The organism is Trichococcus paludicola (genome assembly GCF_003052295.1).
Taxonomy (GTDB): domain Bacteria; phylum Bacillota; class Bacilli; order Lactobacillales; family Aerococcaceae; genus Trichococcus; species Trichococcus paludicola.
Genome location: NZ_QBLC01000002.1, coordinates 240,308 through 258,594, shown reverse-complemented (window position 1 = coordinate 258,594; position 18,287 = coordinate 240,308). Strand labels below are relative to the sequence as shown.

19 protein-coding genes are annotated in these 18,287 nt (G+C 44.5%); 15 read left to right on the top strand and 4 right to left on the bottom strand.

All coding sequences use genetic code 11. The features are described 5' to 3' along the window. Positions 1-40: 40 nt before the first annotated feature. On the bottom strand, positions 41-1,765 hold the full coding sequence (locus C7R56_RS04025; protein ID WP_107995297.1) for an ABC transporter ATP-binding protein: 1,725 nt from the start codon (positions 1,763-1,765) through the stop codon (positions 41-43). 239 nt (positions 1,766-2,004) lie between these two features. Between C7R56_RS04025 and C7R56_RS04020 the strand changes: the two genes are divergently transcribed. After that, positions 2,005-2,193 (top strand): hypothetical protein, encoded by a 189-nt coding sequence (locus tag C7R56_RS04020; protein ID WP_107995296.1) that lies wholly within the window; start codon positions 2,005-2,007, stop codon positions 2,191-2,193. Between the two features lie 239 nt (positions 2,194-2,432). On the opposite strand, the gene C7R56_RS04015 is transcribed toward C7R56_RS04020, so the two are convergent. Together C7R56_RS04015 and C7R56_RS04010 are read right to left on the bottom strand one after the other, a co-directional pair. Continuing rightward, entirely contained in the window at positions 2,433-3,374 is a 942-nt protein-coding gene (locus tag C7R56_RS04015; RefSeq protein WP_107995295.1) for an NmrA family NAD(P)-binding protein, read from the bottom strand. Between the two features lie 83 nt (positions 3,375-3,457). Next, positions 3,458-4,372, bottom strand: a complete 915-nt coding sequence (locus C7R56_RS04010) for a LysR family transcriptional regulator (RefSeq protein WP_199902979.1) — start codon at positions 4,370-4,372, stop codon at positions 3,458-3,460. Positions 4,373-4,562: 190 nt separating this feature from the next. Here C7R56_RS04010 and C7R56_RS04005 point away from each other — a divergent pair, with 190 nt between their 5' ends. The 5 genes from C7R56_RS04005 to C7R56_RS03985 all read left to right on the top strand — a co-directional run bounded on the left by C7R56_RS04005 (position 4,563) and on the right by C7R56_RS03985 (position 7,709). Beyond that, on the top strand, positions 4,563-4,946 hold the full coding sequence (locus C7R56_RS04005) for a VOC family protein (protein WP_107995294.1): 384 nt from the start codon (positions 4,563-4,565) through the stop codon (positions 4,944-4,946). 23 nt (positions 4,947-4,969) lie between these two features. Then, positions 4,970-5,806, top strand: coding sequence for a Cof-type HAD-IIB family hydrolase (locus C7R56_RS04000; protein ID WP_107995293.1), 837 nt, complete (start codon positions 4,970-4,972; stop codon positions 5,804-5,806). Positions 5,807-6,129: 323 nt separating this feature from the next. Further along, on the top strand, positions 6,130-6,609 hold the full coding sequence (locus C7R56_RS03995) for a DUF2975 domain-containing protein (protein ID WP_107995292.1): 480 nt from the start codon (positions 6,130-6,132) through the stop codon (positions 6,607-6,609). Between the two features lie 10 nt (positions 6,610-6,619). Then, on the top strand, positions 6,620-6,835 hold the full coding sequence (locus C7R56_RS03990) for a helix-turn-helix domain-containing protein (protein WP_107995291.1): 216 nt from the start codon (positions 6,620-6,622) through the stop codon (positions 6,833-6,835). Positions 6,836-6,941: 106 nt separating this feature from the next. Further along, entirely contained in the window at positions 6,942-7,709 is a 768-nt protein-coding gene (locus C7R56_RS03985; protein ID WP_107995290.1) for a SagB/ThcOx family dehydrogenase, read from the top strand. Between the two features lie 164 nt (positions 7,710-7,873). Here the strand turns inward: C7R56_RS03985 and C7R56_RS03980 are convergent, their stop codons facing one another. Further along, entirely contained in the window at positions 7,874-8,212 is a 339-nt protein-coding gene (locus tag C7R56_RS03980; protein WP_107995289.1) for a GNAT family N-acetyltransferase, read from the bottom strand. Positions 8,213-8,448: 236 nt separating this feature from the next. Between C7R56_RS03980 and C7R56_RS03975 the strand changes: the two genes are divergently transcribed. From C7R56_RS03975 to C7R56_RS03935, 9 genes are all read left to right on the top strand, one after another. Then, positions 8,449-10,338, top strand: coding sequence for a S8 family peptidase (locus C7R56_RS03975; RefSeq protein ID WP_107995288.1), 1,890 nt, complete (start codon positions 8,449-8,451; stop codon positions 10,336-10,338). Positions 10,339-10,783: 445 nt separating this feature from the next. Continuing rightward, the gene (locus C7R56_RS03970; RefSeq protein ID WP_107995287.1) at positions 10,784-11,443 is read left to right on the top strand and encodes an amino acid ABC transporter permease; all 660 of its coding nucleotides are present in this window, start codon (positions 10,784-10,786) and stop codon (positions 11,441-11,443) included. After that, positions 11,424-12,101 carry an amino acid ABC transporter permease gene (locus tag C7R56_RS03965; RefSeq protein ID WP_107995286.1) on the top strand — a complete coding sequence of 226 codons (678 nt, stop codon included), beginning with the start codon at positions 11,424-11,426 and terminating at the stop codon, positions 12,099-12,101. The genes C7R56_RS03970 and C7R56_RS03965 overlap by 20 nt, the downstream gene beginning before the upstream one ends. A 17-nt stretch (positions 12,102-12,118) precedes the next feature. After that, entirely contained in the window at positions 12,119-12,862 is a 744-nt protein-coding gene (locus C7R56_RS03960; RefSeq protein WP_107995285.1) for an amino acid ABC transporter ATP-binding protein, read from the top strand. Between the two features lie 36 nt (positions 12,863-12,898). Beyond that, entirely contained in the window at positions 12,899-13,762 is an 864-nt protein-coding gene (locus C7R56_RS03955) for a cysteine ABC transporter substrate-binding protein (protein WP_107995284.1), read from the top strand. Positions 13,763-14,319: 557 nt separating this feature from the next. Continuing rightward, complete coding sequence (locus C7R56_RS03950) at positions 14,320-15,579, top strand: MFS transporter (protein ID WP_107995283.1); 1,260 nt, start codon at positions 14,320-14,322, stop codon at positions 15,577-15,579. 192 nt (positions 15,580-15,771) lie between these two features. Next, a complete protein-coding gene (locus C7R56_RS03945; RefSeq protein ID WP_107995453.1) occupies positions 15,772-16,740 on the top strand; it encodes a restriction endonuclease in 969 nt (322 codons plus the stop codon). 38 nt (positions 16,741-16,778) lie between these two features. Beyond that, entirely contained in the window at positions 16,779-17,549 is a 771-nt protein-coding gene (locus C7R56_RS03940; protein WP_107995282.1) for a hypothetical protein, read from the top strand. Continuing rightward, the gene (locus tag C7R56_RS03935) at positions 17,546-18,139 is read left to right on the top strand and encodes a hypothetical protein (RefSeq protein WP_107995281.1); all 594 of its coding nucleotides are present in this window, start codon (positions 17,546-17,548) and stop codon (positions 18,137-18,139) included. Before C7R56_RS03940 ends, C7R56_RS03935 begins: the two co-directional genes overlap by 4 nt. The last annotated feature ends 148 nt before the right edge of the window (positions 18,140-18,287 follow it).

The following is an 18,287-nucleotide window of genomic DNA, read 5'->3' as shown; positions in this document are numbered from 1 at the left end:
GGGTTGCCGTTCTTGTTTTTTCTTTAGTTACTTTTGAGGATCACTGGTCGATTCCCAAAAACTGAGCCTCGTAGAGGCGACGGTAGGTTCCGTCCTGAGCCAGCAATTCCTTGTGCGAGCCTTGTTCGGAAATCCCTTGTTCATCGACGACGATGATCCTGTCGGCATGCTTGATGGTCGTCAAGCGGTGCGCGATGATCAGAGTCGTCCGACCTTTAGACAAGTTATCCAAGGATTCCTGGATGACTTGTTCGGTTTCGGTATCCAACGCGGAAGTCGCCTCATCCAAAATCAGGATAGGCGGATTTTTCAGGAACATGCGCGCAATCGAAAGCCGCTGTTTCTGCCCGCCGGACAATTTGACGCCGCGTTCTCCGATCATCGTATCGAATCCAAGCGGCATCTCCGCGATGACCTTGTCGAGATTGGCCATCTGGGCTGCTTGTTGGATTTCCGCATCGGTTGCGTCCAATTTCCCATAGGCGATATTTTCCCTGACGGTTCCCGGGAAAAGGAAGACATCCTGTTGCACGACGCCGATTTGGTTGCGCAAGGATCGGAGTGTCAGATCCTGGATATTGATGCCGTCGACAGTGATGGTCCCTTCCGTTGCTTCGTAAAAGCGGGGAAGGAGGTTGCACAAGGTCGTTTTCCCCGCGCCGCTTGGACCGACGAAAGCGACCGTTTCGCCGGCCATAATCTTCAGATTGATCCCATCCAACACTTTTTTGGAACCGTCATAGCCGAATGACACTTGGTTGTAGATGATATCGCCTTTCAGATGGCTCACTTCGATAGCACCGGGTTTATCCAGAATATCCGGGGTGCGGTCCAACTCTTCGGTGAAGCGTCTGAAGCCGGCGATCCCTTTCGGATAACTTTCGATCATCGTGTTCACCTTCTCGATCGGACGTACAAAGATGTTGGACAAGAGGATGAAACCGACGAACTCGCCGTAGGAAAGCTGGCCTTGGATCGTGTAGTAGGCTCCGAAGAACAGCGCGAACAGGTTGATCAGCCGGATTAGCAAATAATTATAGGAAGAACTGATGCCCATCATTTTGTAGAAGGCCATTTTGGAACGGCGATAAGCCTGGTTCAACCCCTCGAACCGTTTCGCTTCATAGGCTTCGTTTGCGAATGCCTGCACCACGCGGATGCCGCTGACAGATGCTTCAATCCCCGCGCTGAATTCCCCCAGCTCTTCAAAAATGCGGGTGTTGATCTTCGTCATTTTCTTGTTGAAAAAGACGAGCGCAATCGTAATGAAGGGAATCATGACGAAAGTGGCGATCGCCAACGGCACATGAATCTGCAGCATCAACAAAAACGATCCCAACAAGGTGATGATGGTGATGAAGATATCTTCGGGTCCGTGATGCGCTACTTCGGAGATTTCGAACAGATCAGTCGTCAGCCGCGACATCAATTTGCCGGTCTGTTGGTCATCATAGTAGCTGAAAGGCTGCTTCTGCATGTGGCCGTACAGTTCCCGGCGCATATCGGTCTCGATGTTGACCCCGAGTACATGCCCGAAATAGACGACGATATACTGCATCGCCGTGTTGACGATGTACAAAATCAACAGCCCCAGCGAAACCAAGAGGATCAGATTCCACTCCCCGGAAGGCAAAATGGAGTCAATGATGCTGTTGACGACGACCGGGAAAGAAAGTTCCAGGACAGCCGCCAAAATAGCGCAACAAAAATCAAGCATAAAAAGCTGCTTATAGGGTTTATAATAGCCGAAAAAACGTTTAAGCATAGGTACCTCCTCTAAAATCATTCGAATATAGTTATAACACAAATTATTTAGTTGCGGTATTATTTGTCCTCGAACTTAAGCATCAAGAATTCTATTAGCAGAATTGGAAATCGTGAGAATTTCAAATTAAGATATCTCTTTAAATTATATTGGTTCGGATTATTTTAGTGGTAAGATTATATTAAAATATTTTCAATAAAACTGTTTATAATATAATCTTAGTAAAGGTGGAGAAATAAATGGAAAAAGAATTTAGAACTATTACGTACAGTGCTGCTTTGAAAGATGGTGCTATGAGATTGAAACTAGATACTGGAAAAGGAAAGTTTATTCAAAAAAATGTTGAAGTAAAGGCAAATGTTAATCTAGAGACTGGGGAAGTTCATTTTTTCGTAGATAAAGCAGATTTGGATAAGTTATCTGAATAGTACAATATGAAGTTTAAATAGAAATAAATTCCATGACTTAGTTAAATTCACTTTCAAGAACAATTACAATAAAATATGTATAAAAAAGAGGCTAGGATTGAACTAGCTGAAATGAATATAAAAAGGTTCCAACCACTACTCTTCAGTGATTGGAACCTTTTTTTGAGGATTTTGGTACAACTTTGGTATACCATTTTGAAAATGGTATGCTTTCTTTTAATAAATTTCTACAACTGGAATCATGTATCTTCCGAATGGCGTTCGCCGACTTGGAAGTCGTCAGCATTTTCGAACATGTATTTCACTGTGATGGCTTCTTCGCCGGTCAGTTGTTTGAAATCATCCGTGAAGTTGTCCATCTTGCCTAGGCGGATAGCTTCTCCGAAAGTGACCATGCCTTCAGAAGAGAAGGGTGCTTCGGAGTCTTTTTTGAATGCACCTTCTGTTGTTCTCGGCACGCCCATTGCGTCAAAGATAGCGTAGTTTTCTTCATCAGAGATGGCTTGATAGCTGACGTTGTTGCCTGTCGCTTCATTGCCGTAATTCACGAAATCCGTGATGGTCATCAATTCAGGTCCGTTGATGTTCAAAACCGCATCGTGGTATTTGTCGGTAGCCAGAGCATGCGCAACCGCTTTGGCGCAATCCTTGCGGGAAATGTAGGCCATTTTGCCGTCAGCTTGGTTATTCTGCATCACGCCGCCCATTTTTACGAAAGTGAAGTAGTTGGTGACCATGGCTTCGGCATATTGGGAATTGCGCAGGAAAATATGATCCATTCCGACTTCATTGATGTAGTCCTCTGTGAAGATATGGTCGATTTTTTCGACGCTTGGGTTGGATTCGTCAGCCGCATTGACCAACGAAGTGTAAATGATCTGCTGAACACCGGCTTCTTTGGCTGCATCCACCACATTTTTATGTGCGTTTTGGCGTTTTTCGCCAACAAAAGGCATCGAAATCAATGCAACTTTATCGGCATTTGAGAATGCTTCAGCCAAGCCATCCTTGTGATTAAAGTTTGTGACGTGCGTTTCAATACCAAGGTCCGCATATTTTTTTAGGGCAGCCTCGCTGTATGCACAGAAAATCAGTTGATCTTTTTCAACCAAATCCAAAAGGTATTCCGCCGCCTGATTTCCTAGGTTTCCATCAACGCCTGTCAATAATAATTTACCCATATTTGTATCGTCTCCTGTCTGTTTTTAACTATCTTTATGATATGTGAAACAAAGAGCAAACTCCAATACAAAAAGCGAATGGGTTATTCGGAAATCGAATAATGCGCTTTGATGGAACGGATCAGCGCTTGGATAGCCGGCTTGGCATTGGCGGATAAATATCCCAAGACAATCTCGAAAGTATGGAAGGAGCCTTCAATCGGAATAATGCGGATTTCGTCTGAGGAGTAATTCAGATTGTAATTGTCCGGAAAGAAGCCAATCAGGTTTTCGGTCCGGATCGCGAACAGCTCGGTTTCGACATCATCCACAGTTTTGGCAATCTGCGGCTGATAACCGTCTTTTTTGGCATGCTGCAGCATCAGATCATAGGAGGCGCCGATGACGGAAGGGTCCAGCATGACGAGCGGGTGCTGATAAAGTTCATCAAGGGTAACCGACGTTTTGTCGAACAAGGGATGGCCTGCACTGACGACGGCCTGGTATTTACCAGCATACAAAGGCACTGTCGTGATGTCCTTTTTGCCCTCGAATTCGGAATCGAAAGCGATGGCCGCATCATAGATGCCTTTCACGAGATAATCGGAAATGTTCTTCAACAGGACTTTATTCAGATTCAGTTCGACGAGCGGGTTTTCTTTCCGGAAAGCCGGGATAACGGAAAGCAACGTCTGGATGTCCGTCATGGCTGAATATTCTATCGACAACGTTTCCCGCTGATTGGCCTGGAAATTGCGCATTTTCTGCTGCATGCTTTGGTATTGCTTCCACAGCACCAGCGCTTCCTCGTAGAAAAGCTGACCGGCTTCCGTCGGCTCGATCGGCGTCTTTTTGCGGTTGATCAAACGGATCTGGAACGTCTCCTCCAATGAAGCGACAGTCTGGCTGATGGTGGTCTGCGACACATAGTTCCGCTTGGCTGTCTCCGTGAAGCTGCGGCACTCAACCAAATCTATGTAGTATTTGATTTTTTCGATATTGATGCGATTCGCCTCCAATCAAAAATACTTCTGTCTGTAAAGTACCATATCCTACTGTTAAGAGGCAATCAGAGATTTTGACAAGAATGTGTCACGAATTCGAGTCTGAATGGAAGCGTACAGACAAATTTATTTCAACATAAGCGTTTCGCCTGTCATTTTTGGATGAGTGGCATATACTTACGGTAGTTATCGAGGAGGTATTCAAATGAAAATAGAACATATCGGTCTTTGGACTGCAGATTTGGAAAAAATGAAAGAATTTTACTGTGATTTCTTCAAAGCAACGGCAGGTGAAAAGTACCACAATCAGAAATCAGGCTTCCAATCCTATTTCTTGTCCTTCGCGGATGGTGCCAGATTGGAAATCATGCATCGCGAAGATGTGATCAAAGGTTCCCATACAAATGAAATATTGGGATTTGCGCATCTGGCCATCGCGGTCGGCAGCAAAGACATAGTGGATGCTTTGACGCAAAAACTGGTGGATGCAGGCTATCCCTTGTTGAGCCCGTGCAGAGTGACTGGCGACGGCTACTATGAATCGGTCATCGGCGATCCGGAAGGAAACAGAATCGAAATCACGATTTGACAATAAATTATGAGGTGAACTGAATGGATCTGAAAGCAATCGTTTTGGACATCGACGGTACGTTATTGAATGACCAGAAAGAAATCAGCCCGAGAACACGGAAATCGTTGTTGAAAGCGCAAGAAGCCGGAATCAAAGTCGTGTTGGCGTCGGGAAGGCCAATCTCCGCAATGGAGCGGTTCTCCAAGGAACTCAAAATGGAGCAGCACCACGGCCTGCTTTTGTCCTACAATGGGGCGTGCGTGACGGATTGCGCAACAAACGAGACTTTGTTCAGCCAAAGCATGTCCGACGAAGTGGGCATGGAAATTCTGGCGCATCTGGCGAACTTTGAAGTGAAGCCGATGGTCGCGCACAAGGACTACATGTACGTGAACAACGTCTACGACTGCATGATCACCGCACCGCCGCATGGATTGAAGAACATCATCGAGTACGAATCGCGCAGCGGCAATTTCAAATTGTGCGAAGTGGACAACCTTGCCGAGTTCGTCCATTTCCCCTTGCACAAAATCCTGGTCGCGGGGGAACCGGAATATCTGGAAGAAAATTGGAAAGAAATCATGCTGCCGTTCGAAGGACGCGTGAGCGGGTATTTCTCCGCGCCGTTCTACTTCGAATTCACCGACAAAGGCATTGATAAAGCCTTTGCGCTGGATAAATCCCTGCAACCGCTGGGGATCAGCAGCGAAAATGTCATTTCCTTCGGCGACGGAGAAAATGATACCTCGATCATCGCCTACGCAGGAGTTGGTGTCGCGATGGGGAATGCGATCGATGCGCTGAAAGCGAGCGCAAACGAAATCACGTTATCCAACAATGAGGACGGCATCGCGCACATGCTGGAAAGATACTTGTGAGAACAGAATATACCGAAAAGCCAGACCGCATCCTGAACTTTGGATGGGCTGGCTTTTTTCTACAGAGATATTACCCGGTGAGGAGCGCTTCGCCGGGTAATATCCGCTAAAATGAGGAATTCTTTTCCGGCGAGGGCAGTTTCACCGGGAATTATCAGCCAGATGAAGTCGGAATTACCAGAGAGGACTTTCTCACCGGTAATTCGTGTCCGTAGCGGTTGATCATGTTAGTTAAGAATTGTTTAAAAGAATAAATATTTATTGTAAAACAATAAATTGTAGACTAAACTAACAGTAACAAATCCAAATGAGGTGTTGAAGATATGAAACGAGAAACATTCTTTTTGAAGGCGGTCGTCGTTCTGATGGGGCTTCCGGTAGTGGCGCTATGCATTTTTATTATCCCGGAAATTGCGGCTTTCTTGGTCGAACTGGTCCCAAGCCTTATTTATTTGCAATATCCATTTATGATCGGACTGTACGCATCTGCCGGTATCTATTTCGTCGCCTTGTACCAAGTCTTTAAACTGCTGGGCTACATCGATAAGGACTTGGCTTTTTCCGATTTGACGGTGCACGTGCTGAAGAACATAAAACTCTGTGCAGCTGCGATCGGCGGGCTGTTCTTCCTGTTCATGCCGCTCATCTTTATGATGGGTGATATGGATGACGCTCCCGGTATCGTCTTGATCGGATTAATCATCATATTCGCCTGCATGGTGATTGCCGTATTTGCCGCTGTCCTTCAGAAACTCCTGCAAAATGCGATCGCAATCAAGCAAGAAAACGACTACACGATATGAGGTGTGCAAAATGGCAATAATCATCAATATAGACGTCATGTTGGCAAAACGAAAAATGAGCGTCACCGAACTGTCGCAGCACGTCGGCATCACGATGGCCAATCTCTCCATCCTGAAAACCGGAAAAGCGAAGGCAATCCGCTTCTCGACCTTGGAAGCCATCTGCAAAGCGTTGGACTGCCAACCCGGCGACATTCTGGAATACCGAGAGGACGCAGAAAAGTAGCGGTTCTGCGCAGCATGACCTGAAAATACAGGGGAAACCCTTAGTTCGATATAGTGCGAACATTCACAATCCGTGGTAAAATAGTAGAAAATAATGGAGGTTTACCATGGCTAGATACGAAGAACAACGCAATTTTCTGAAGTCGGATTTCAAAACATTCAGCGCGATCGAAACGGATAAACAAAAGGGGATTCCACAGCCGCCCATCGTAAAAGCTAACGACGCGGATGCAAAAATCGTGGACCTGCCTGCCGTCGATGGCGGGGTTGTGAAGAAGGAAAACATCTACGAAATCATCAAGGAACGAAGAAGCGTCCGCCATTATGCGAAAGATGCGCTCACTTTGGACGAATTGTCCTACCTTTTGTGGAGCACGCAGGCCATCACAGGCACAAACAGATCAGGCATCACTTTCCGCACGGTTCCATGCAGTGGCGGCACGCATTCGTTTGAGACCTATCTGTTCATCCTGAACGTGGACGGTTTGGAAAAGGGCGTTTACCGTTATTTGGCGGATTGCCACAAACTGCTGTACCTGAGCGAAGTCAACGACATCGATGAACAGGTCGACAAAATGACACTCGATCAGCCATTCGTGCCGAATTTCGCCAAACGCGCATCGGTCATCTTCTCATGGAGCTGCATCCCGTACCGCTCTGAGTGGAAATACGACATCACTGCCCACAAAAAGATCCTGATCGACATCGGTGCGGTCATGGAAAACTTGTACCTGACGAGCGAATCAATCGATGCCGGTACTTGCGCATTGGGCATCTACGACCAGGACATGGTGGACGAGCTGCTGCATTTGGACGGCGAAGATGAATTCACGATCTTCCTGGAGGCTGTCGGCAAGAAAGTGGAGAAGAAGTAGCATCAGAATTGAATATATGATCAGAAGTAGCCCGCCAAAAGCATTTTGGCGGGCTACTTCCGTTCCAAACACAGTGAGAAAAACCGCGAAAAGCATCTTGACGGGGTATCTCGTGTTGCCCTTGGACATTTTACCCCGCTAAATGGGCTTTCGCGGGGAAAGTCTTAGCACATTACATCAGCATAAAGGGAGCCATTTCTTTCGAACATGCCCTCGGCGAACGGGCAGCGAGGAATGATTTTTTTGTTTTCCTCCCTTGCCATTTCCACCACGCGATCAACCAATTGCGCGGCAATTCCCTGGCCACGGTAATCGTCATTCACATAGGTACGGTCGATGCTGATTTTACTGCTGTCTGCAGCAGAATAGATTATTTCGCAGATCAAGTTTTCGTTTTCGTCATATTTGTAGAAACGTGAGTCGCCGCTATCAAAGTTCATAGTGTAATCCCCTTTTAAATTTTTGATGTATTTCCGCCACTGAGTACCCTGTTTTGATTTCATAATATTCCTGCGGTTGATGCCCGTCAAGCGATTCGCCTTGAAAAGATAGTCTCGACGTAAGGCAACTTCCACTTGTAAATCATCGATGAAACGGTATACAATAAAAATATTGTACAGGGAATTAAATGTTATAATCGTTGAGTGCTAATCTCGGCATAGCTTTGTTCATAATTTCTTAATTTGTGGCGTGACCGACCATCCATGGTCGATTTTTTTATCAAGAAAGGGGAAATAATATGGTTTCGAAAAGATTTTATGCAGTTGTATTCACATCTTTGTTCGTTTTTAGCCATGCCTCACTAACTACTGAGGTAATGGCGGCCGAATCGCCAGCCCAAGCAGCAGCAACCCCGAATAACTCGGCCGATTTTCAGGATGTCATTGTACGGTTTAAAGACAAACCTGGTCAGGCGGAATTGCATGCATTTAAGGGGTTGGGTGGCGATGTCAGCAATGTTTTCACCATTATTCCTGCGATTTCCGGAAGACTTCCGGCGAAAGCCATCGAAGCCCTGAAAAATAATCCTCAAGTGGAAGTAGTCGAATTGGATTATGCCGTGCAGGCACTTGAATATTCGGCAGAAAACGAGCTTGGAAACAGTTGGGGCGCCGATCACATCAATGCCGATGCAGCTCTTGCATCCGGTTATTCAGGCGAGGGGGTCAAGGTTGCCGTTTTGGACTCCGGAGTGAATTTCAATCACTTCGACCTTCGGGATAACTTTGACTTTTCCGCAAATGAATTAGGATACGATTTTGTTTCGGATGATTTCTTCCCCGAGGATGTTTATGGGCATGGCACGCATGTAGCCGGCATACTTGCTGCAGCGAGCAACGGATTTGGGGTTGTCGGAGTTGCACCAGACGCACAGCTTGTAGCACTCAGAGTTCTGGATGACAATGGGGAAGGCACCGCAAGCAGGATCATCGAAGCCTTGCAGTGGATTCAGAATTACAATGCCGCGCATCCCGATTCACCGATACGCATCACAAACAACAGTTATGGCACCGGATCCAATTCGTCCCAGCTTGGGGCAGCATTTGATGTGTTGGCCAGCTCCGGGGTTCTGCACATAGGCTCAGCAGGCAACGACGGGCGCGCTGCGGGCAATGGCAATAATGTCAGTTACCCTGCTAATTATGAATCAGTGGTGGCCGTTGCGGCTCTCGACAAAACCAATCAGCGGGCCAGTTTTTCCAGCACGGGCTCGGACGTTGAAATAGCTGCGCCGGGGGTAGCCATTCTGTCGACATGGAAAGACGGTCTCAACATTGCGGGCCCGCTGCCGTTTTCGTTCGAAGGTTACGCAGGCGAGTACTTCAATGAAGCAAACGGAACCTCAATGGCTTCACCTCATGTTGCAGGAGTCGCAGCTTTGCTGATGGCATCTGATCCGAACTATACTGCGGAGGCAGTCCGCAACAAAATGAATCAGACGGCTTTGGATTTAGGGGATTCTGGGAGGGATAACCAATACGGTTACGGATTAGTGGACACTTCCTCAGCGCTGGGTATTGTGCCTGTTACCAATATGCCCCCTGTCGCGTATAACCAGGCGGTTCACACAACGAAAAACACTTCTGTAAATATCACGCTTGTCGCTGCAGATCCAGACGGCGATCCGCTGACCTATACGATTGCATCCGCTCCGGCAAACGGAACAGTCAGTGGGGCAGGACCAGATATCACCTATACTCCGAACATAGACTTCACAGGCGCGGATGCCTTTACCTATGAAGTGAAAGACACCGCGGGCGCAACTGCAACCGGAACGGTGACTATAAATGTTGCACCTGCAGCTGCAAGGACTGTGGATGTGCTTGTCGAGATGAGCGCCACTACCAGAAAAATAAACAAAATAAATCAGGTTTGGACTACAGCTAAAGTGAAGGTCATGGAAGCCGGAGCACAAGTAGCCGATGCAACTGTCACTGGCCACTGGGAAGAAGCAACATCAGGCCTCAATTCTGGTAACACCGGAAAAAGCGGGACGGTATCATTCACATCCGAAAAAGTGATCCAGTCGACTGAACAACAAACTTTCACATTTGTTGTCGACAGTGTCGTTATAGGCGATGCTGACTGTACGCTTAGCGGCCAGACGACAAATTCGATAACGAAATGATAGAGCGTCCAGCTATCCTTGATGGGGAATAGCTGGACATTCATAGCTACAATGCTAATAAAAAGACTTGAACCTTCACTTGCCGAAGGTTCAAGTCTTTTTTTCTGCGTTCAGCTGATACATTTTACCTAGAAAAATGGTCAAAACAGCATTTGGCTGTTCGGTAAAACCTATCAACTGTGTTCGATTCTCCATAATATTCATTTATTGGCAGTCATGATACCATATGTGAATAGAAATTCAATGGAAAAAATACGACAGAAAATTTCTGTTTTAATCATCTATTTACGAAAATAATATCTTGTTAAATTGATGTAAGCAAACAGTGAAAGCTGACAAAAGCGCTAAAGTAATCGTTTCTTCCTGAAAATATTGGGAAGTGTTTTTATTTGTGAGGTGATGATCAGAAACTGTAAAAAAAGCAAGAAAGGATTGGAGGTAAACAATGGATTGGGATTTTATAAGAAAGGCTATCCCCATGTATCAAGAAGCGGCCATCCTTGTGTTGCGCATTGGTGGGATCGGGATCATCTTTGCCTTTGTCATCGGCCTGATCATCAGCATCGTGCGTTATTATAAATTGCCTGTCTTATCGCAGGTTTTTGAAGGATACATCGAAATGTCACGGAATACCCCATTGATGATCCAGTTGTTTTTTCTGTATTTTGGTTTGCCGCAAGTAGGCATCCAGTTGAGCGCCGAAGTCTGTGGCATACTGGGGTTAATTTTTTTGGGAGGCAGCTACTTTGCGGAAGCGATACGAGGCGGTTTGGAATCCGTCCCGAATATTCAGATGGAATCAGCGTCTAGTCTGGGTTTGTCAAGCACTCAAACTTTCCTGTACGTTATTTTCCCGCAGGCGATAGCAAATTCCTTTCCCAGCATCGGCGCGAACATCATCTTTTTGCTGAAGGAAACTTCCGTGTTCAGCGCAATCGCATTAGCCGACCTGGTTTTTGTCGCAAAAGATATCATGGGATTGTATTACAAAACCAATGAAGCGCTATTCTTGATGGTCATAACCTATCTGGTGTTTTTATTACCGATATCCCTTTTGATCCATTTCATCGAAAGGAGGTTGCGCTTTGCAGGATTCGGGAATTAACATTTTATTTGAAGGCCAAAATCTGCAGCGGATCTTGGAAGGCCTGGGGCAAACCATTTTTATCGCAATCATATCAGTCGTGCTTTCATTCGTATTGGGACTTTTGGTCGGAATGCTCATGACAAGCAAAAATATCGTTGTTCGATTCGTCACAAGATTCTATCTCGAAGTCGTCCGGATTGTCCCCGTATTGGTGATGCTATATTTGCTGTACTTCGGCATTACACGTTGGACCGGCATTCATATTGATAACAGGGTGATCGCCATTTTCGTGTTTACCTTTTGGGGTACGGCTGAAATGGCCGATATCGTCAGGGCATCCGTCACTTCCATACCTAAAATCCAATGGGAAAGCGGCCAGGCATTGGGATTGTCTGCAGGGCAACTCTATGTGTATGTCATTATTCCCCAGACAGTACGGCGCATCGTTCCGCCGGCCATCAACTTGGCTACCCGAATGGTGAAGACGACTGCCTTGTTGCCGCTGATAGGGATTATCGAAGTCATCAAAGTCGGACAGCAAGTGATTGAAGTATCCGTGAAGGACTACCCGAGCGCGTCCTTCTGGATCTACGGGTTGATTTTCTTCCTGTACTTCATCGTCTGTTATCCGTTATCGAAATTATCCAAAAAACTTGAATTGAAATGGCAAGAGTAAGGAGGGGTGAAGAAACCTTGGAAAACCCAATATTAACGTTGAATCATGTAAACAAATATTACGGAGAAACGCAGGCCTTGGCTGATATCCAGTTGGATGTCGCTAAAGGAGAAGTTGTGACCATCATAGGCCAGTCAGGCTGCGGTAAATCGACTGCTTTGCGTTGCATCAATGGTCTGGAGGAAATCCAGTCAGGCAGCATCTTGCTGGATGGAAAAGAAATTGCCGCAGCAGGGACGAATTGGAAAGAAGTCCGGCAGAAAATCGGCATGGTTTTCCAAAAGTATGACCTGTTCCCGCACATGTCGGTTCTTGACAATGTCCTGTTGGCTCCTTTGAAAGTCCAAAAGCGCAAGAAGGATGAGGCAGTCGAAGAGGCCATTGCGTTGCTGAAACGGGTCGGCCTTGAAGATAAGGCGCACAGCTTCCCACGGCAATTGTCCGGCGGGCAGCAACAACGTGTTGCGATCGTGCGCGCGTTGATGACGCACCCGGAAATCATGCTCTTCGATGAAGTAACCGCAGCACTCGATCCGGAGATGATCAGGGAAGTACTGAATGTCATCCTCGATCTGGCAAAAGATGGCATGACCATGCTAATCGTCACCCATGAAATGGCTTTTGCAGAGGCAGTCAGCGATAAAATCGTCTTTATGGAAAAAGGGAACATCGTTGAAGTTTCAGACGATCCGGAAGCTTTTTTCAAGCAGCCACAATCGCAAAGGGCCAACGAATTCATCAACACATTCAGGTTTCAATAGAAAGACAATATAGAAAAAACATTGGAGGAATGAAGAATGAGAAACAAATTTATCAAATCTTTAGCCATATTATCAGCGATAGTGGGTCTAGCGGCTTGCGGCGCAGGCGCAACAAGTGATTCTTCAGAAGGCTCCGTTGCCAATATTGAAGATAAAACGACAGTGGACACAATCAAAGAAAATGATGTCATCCGCATCGGCGTTTTCGGCGACAAACCGCCATTCAGTTATGTGGATGCGAACGGAGATAACCAAGGCTTCGACGTTGAGGTTTCCAAAAAAATCGCAGAAGATCTGCTAGGGGACTCTTCAAAAATCGAATGGGTCATCACAGAAGCGGCAAACCGTGTGGAATATCTGGAAACAGGCAAGGTAGACCTGATGATGGCCAACTTTACCGTCACACCTGAACGTGCAGAAGTAGTTGATTTCGCCAATCCATATATGAAAGTATCCATAGGCATCGTATCCCCCGAAGGCGATGTCATCACTGATGTTTCCCAATTGGAAGGCAAACAACTGATCGTCAACAAAGGAACAACCGCTGAAGCTTACTTCAGAGAAAATTACCCTGATATCGAGCTGTTGGTCTATGAACAAAACACAGAAACGTTCCAAGCCTTATTGGATGGCCGTGGCGCCGCTTTGGCACACGACAACACTTTGATCTTCGGATGGATCAAAGAGAATCCTGGATTTGTGGCAGGTGTGGAAGCCATCGGAAACGAAGACACCATCGCACCTGCAGTAGCTAAAGGCGACACCGCATTGTTGGAATGGGTGAATGAAGAGATCGACACGTTGAATGAAAATGGCTTTATCGCAGAAGCATACGAAAAGACCTTAGCCCCAGCGTTCAGTTCTGATATTGATCCTGCATCCGTCCTGATAAATCAGTAAGTTCAAGAATTACAATTAGCTGATTAGTCAGCGATAAAAGTATTCTCAATACTCAAAAAGGTCGGGACTTCGGTTCCGGCCTTTTTGTATTTCTCATATATCGTGAAAATAAATCAGTTAATCTGTTTATATAAAATGAAAATATAGCAAATTATACTGAAAGTTAATTAGAATTCAAGAAAAAGTTGAATTTCAGACAATATTTCAGAAAAACGTTGTTGTTACAGTATAGAAAGCGGATTCTGTGAAAATTTTCCCGTTTGACATGTCGGGTGGACTCTCTATAATGAGGGATGTTGGTTTGGATGTCTTCTGATAATGAATCTATACAAACTACGTTAATTAGTTTCAGTACATTTGTTAGCTACCTGAAAAATTGCCTTCAAATGAAAACACATGTGAATAATGCCTCGCAAATGAAAGCGGTATTTCTGGTGTGGATAAATATAATTACATTACAGGTTGACTATATTCCCTGTAATAGGGTATATCCAGTTACAGATGGTGGTTTAATTTTTAACAACACAAAAATATAAAATTGTGAGGAGCGTTTTACTTTGTCGAAAAAATATATACGGATTATCATTGCCGGTATGCTGTTGATGCTAGGTGTAGGGATTCCGATGAATGGTTTGGCTTCATTTTTCAAACCCGTAACGGAAGCAACCGGATTTTCAGTTTCTCAGTTCAGTTTGGTGGGCAGTTTCCTTAATTTGACCGGAATTGTAGCGGTACCTTTAGTCACCAAATTTTTGCTGCCTAAAATTGGCTTGCGAAAAACCTCCATCCTGGGAGGAGTTTTCGGAGCGTTAGGATTCATCCTGCTGGCCAACGGAAAATCCTTGTTTGCATTCTACTTGGCGGCAGTCGTCATCGGCTTGTTCATGATGTCGTCGACAGCTATCGTTGCCGTAACGCTTGTGAATAATTGGTTCCGCAAAAGCCATGGCCTGGTTATGGGGCTCGTGGCTGCATCAATCGGCTTAAGCACAGCGATCACGAGCGCAGTTGTCCCGTCTTTTATCCAAAATTATGGTTGGGAAAAAGGATTCTTATTACTAGGCGGCATGTACGCTGTTGCTCTGTTCTTGGGCGCGTTCCTGTTGATCGGAAAACCCGCTGATGTCGGCATGTTGCCTTATGGCGTGACTGAAGATTCGCTTGCAGCCGAAGCAGAGCTAGCTACGAATGACTCTTCTTCGACTGTCATCAAGCACAAAGATACGGATATGACCTATGCGCAAGCATTGCGTTCACCGGTATTCTATTTATTGGCATTGTCATTCGTGTGTTTCGCAATGATTTCTACATTCACGCAACAAATTCCGATATTCTTTACGACAAAAGGCGCTACTGATGTTCAAGCGGGTATGATTCTGTCGATTGCGGCCATCGTCATGATCGCGTCCAAAATCATCATGGGCATCATCAGCGACAAGCTGGGTGCAACAAAAGCATTCTACATCTTCACGATTATCTACATCCTTGCATTCTGTGTCTTTGCCGCATCGGATAACATCACACTCCTGATCGGCGCAGCGATGATCTATGCAGTGAGCACAGGTGTTCCTGCCGTAATGAACCAATTAGTGACGTTTGAGGTTTTAGGCAAAAAGGAATTCACCGCTATCTGGGGCATCTTGTCTACAGCAAGCAGCCTAGGCTTGGCTCTAGGCGGCCCGCTGCTGGGATACTTCTATGATGCAAGCGGCAGCTACAACACGACGATCATCGTCAGCACCGCCTTCATGGTTGTATGCTTAGCATCGTTCTTCGCCGCAGTAACATTAAGAAAACGCGAGCTTAATAAGGCTTAATAGACTATTAATAATCAAAAATAAGGTCGGGACTTCGGTTCCGGCCTTTTTACTTATAAATTATTTAGTTGTTGCTCAATATGTCAATCATTGAGATAATTAAAATGTCATTAAGAAAAAATATCGTATAGCAACAAAATAGGCTGTTGTTGAGAGTCTATGATGAAAACTGAGGCAGAGGCGGAGTGCAAAATGAATAAGGATTGGGAAAAAATAAAGCGGTCAAAGGATGGTATTCCAACTTATGATTCACTTTATCCATACATATTATTGGTTTTGAAGGATAAATCTGAAAAAACGAATAAACAAATTTCGAAAGCAGTTTTTGAATTTTTAAACATTCCATCTGAAATTATTGGAATAAAATATCCAAAGTATCCTGATGCAGACGGCGTGCTTGAGAATCGATTCAGTTTTGCTCTAACTGATTTATATAGAGCAGGAGCTATCGCAAGACCCAGAAGGGCTACTTACACGATTACCGAATCTGGAATTAATTTATTGAGCAACAATAAGGATGCATTGACGAAAGACATTTTGAAAAGGACTCCCGAATATATAAAGTATGAAGAAGAGATGAATGTCAGAAATGAGAGTGACAACATTTTAGCCGATGAAGTCAATGATGAGGATCCCATTGATGAGCGCATCCGCATTATTGAGTTTGCAAAAAAAGTAAACAATGAAGTCGCTACAGAATTGTTGGACAAAGTTAGGAGCATCAACCCTTATTTCTTTGAAAAATTAGTAATCGATTTACTGGACACCATGGGCTATGTTGGACCTAATGGTAATGCGATGGTTACAAGTAAGTCAAATGATGGAGGTATCGATGGCATTATTAATCAAGATCCATTAGGCACGAATACTGTTTATGTACAAGCGAAGAGATATAAAGAAGATAACATCATTCAACGACCAGACATTCAAAGTTTCTATGGAGCTTTAGCGGGCATCAACGCTGATAGAGGCGTGTTTATTACAACTTCACGATTTTCCAAGTCGGCGATCGAGTATGCACTGCGTCAAGGAATTGTTCTTGTTGATGGCATTCAATTGACCGATATGATGCTGAAGTACAAGGTGGGTGTCCAAACGCATAAAAAAATAGAATTGCTTAAAATTGATGAAGACTATTTCGAGGAGAACAATCTTTATTAGGGGATAGTGACCTATGACATTCAAAAGGGGATGCAAATATGATTGCTGAAATTAAAGGCAAACTGTGGCAAACAGGCCATAATTTGAATGAAAGTTTAGAAGATAACCTAACTGGGAATTTTTTTGGAGCATTGAGGTACATCCCGTTTGATTTAGCATTGCGGAAAATATTATCAGGTGGAGTGTATCCAAGCAAAATAGGCGATCTAATTGGGAAAATTAGCGCTGACTTTTGGAGCGATAAAATAGAATTTTGGCCTTACGATAAAGAAGGCGAAATTGATGCTTTGCTGAATTTCGATGATTCGGTTATCGGTATCGAAGTGAAGTACGCAAGCGGGCTTTCCTCTGATGATGATATAGATAACTTTTCTATGATAGATAATAAATCCATCGAGGCGGAAGATAGCAAAAATCAACTTGTACGAGAGTCCCGGATCGTTTCAAGAAAAGGTGAAGGGAAAACGAAGATTCTACTTTTTATTGCAAACAGTGAAGCCTGCCGAAAGGTCTATAACAATGTAGTAACCCGGAACATTATCAGCAATGATGTTCAGCTGGCTTATATTACCTGGCAAAGCATTTTAATAGAATTGGAAAAATTAAAACTTGATGATCGGTATTACCAAGTTATTATCGACGATCTCATTTCCTTGCTGATGAAAAAAGGATTCGAAAGTTTCAAAGACATGCAAGTAGATTTTGATGTGGATATCGACCAAGAAAGGTTTTATTCATTATATGCAACAGATTCGCCAGATTCTGACTTTGAAACGAACAGCACGATTAAGGGGGCAAATACATTATGAACTCAGTTGATGAAAATATCCGGAATGCCTTTATTGCAGTACACGAGACTCATAATAATGTTAATAAACTTATGGAATATTGCCGTACCATTGCCGGTGAGAAAACTAACTACATAAGTGTCAATGGAAAATTTTTAAAGTGGCAGTCAAGCAGCAACTACTATGGATGGTGTATTGATGATTTTATTCTGTTGTTCCAAAGAGAAACTGATACAATGCTAAAGAATGGGTGGCGTGATGGTCCAATATACGCCATGGAGATCATGTTAAGTAATGATGAGGACCTCGAACAGCTGCCCACCATTTACTTGTCAAAATTCGAATATGAAGATATCGCCTCGTGGGAAAAGGAAACTTCACCTTCAAATCATCAGCATTTTTATTATCCCACAAAAGCAGAAGATATGGATATACAAATGATTGGAGAGGAAATATACTTAGCTACTCCCAAAATGAAAGAAACGGCAGATCAATATTATGCCGGAGTCAGAAAAGTAAGTTTCGTGCAATTACCATTGATGAGTGTAAATGCTGAAAATGTGGTAGAGACAATATTTGGTAATTTTGAGAAACTGTATCCGTTGAATTAAAGTAGCCAGAATTAACGTTAACAATTAAAGTTATACCAACAAATACGATTAGGTGCCTCTATTAATAATCAAATATAAATTGTGTGACAAGTAGAGTCATCATCCGACGAAGGTGATGGCTCTTTTATTGGTCTAGGTGTCTATCTGT

Coding starts and splice junctions, on each gene's coding strand:
- C7R56_RS04025 (WP_107995297.1), bottom strand. CDS start 1,765: ATGCTTAAACGTTTTTTCGGCTATTATAAACCCTATAAGCAGCTTTTT.
- C7R56_RS04020 (WP_107995296.1), top strand. CDS start 2,005: ATGGAAAAAGAATTTAGAACTATTACGTACAGTGCTGCTTTGAAAGAT.
- C7R56_RS04015 (WP_107995295.1), bottom strand. CDS start 3,374: ATGGGTAAATTATTATTGACAGGCGTTGATGGAAACCTAGGAAATCAG.
- C7R56_RS04005 (WP_107995294.1), top strand. CDS start 4,563: ATGAAAATAGAACATATCGGTCTTTGGACTGCAGATTTGGAAAAAATG.
- C7R56_RS04000 (WP_107995293.1), top strand. CDS start 4,970: ATGGATCTGAAAGCAATCGTTTTGGACATCGACGGTACGTTATTGAAT.
- C7R56_RS03995 (WP_107995292.1), top strand. CDS start 6,130: ATGAAACGAGAAACATTCTTTTTGAAGGCGGTCGTCGTTCTGATGGGG.
- C7R56_RS03990 (WP_107995291.1), top strand. CDS start 6,620: ATGGCAATAATCATCAATATAGACGTCATGTTGGCAAAACGAAAAATG.
- C7R56_RS03985 (WP_107995290.1), top strand. CDS start 6,942: ATGGCTAGATACGAAGAACAACGCAATTTTCTGAAGTCGGATTTCAAA.
- C7R56_RS03980 (WP_107995289.1), bottom strand. CDS start 8,212: ATGAAATCAAAACAGGGTACTCAGTGGCGGAAATACATCAAAAATTTA.
- C7R56_RS03975 (WP_107995288.1), top strand. CDS start 8,449: ATGGTTTCGAAAAGATTTTATGCAGTTGTATTCACATCTTTGTTCGTT.
- C7R56_RS03970 (WP_107995287.1), top strand. CDS start 10,784: ATGGATTGGGATTTTATAAGAAAGGCTATCCCCATGTATCAAGAAGCG.
- C7R56_RS03955 (WP_107995284.1), top strand. CDS start 12,899: ATGAGAAACAAATTTATCAAATCTTTAGCCATATTATCAGCGATAGTG.
- C7R56_RS03945 (WP_107995453.1), top strand. CDS start 15,772: ATGAATAAGGATTGGGAAAAAATAAAGCGGTCAAAGGATGGTATTCCA.
- C7R56_RS03940 (WP_107995282.1), top strand. CDS start 16,779: ATGATTGCTGAAATTAAAGGCAAACTGTGGCAAACAGGCCATAATTTG.
- C7R56_RS03935 (WP_107995281.1), top strand. CDS start 17,546: ATGAACTCAGTTGATGAAAATATCCGGAATGCCTTTATTGCAGTACAC.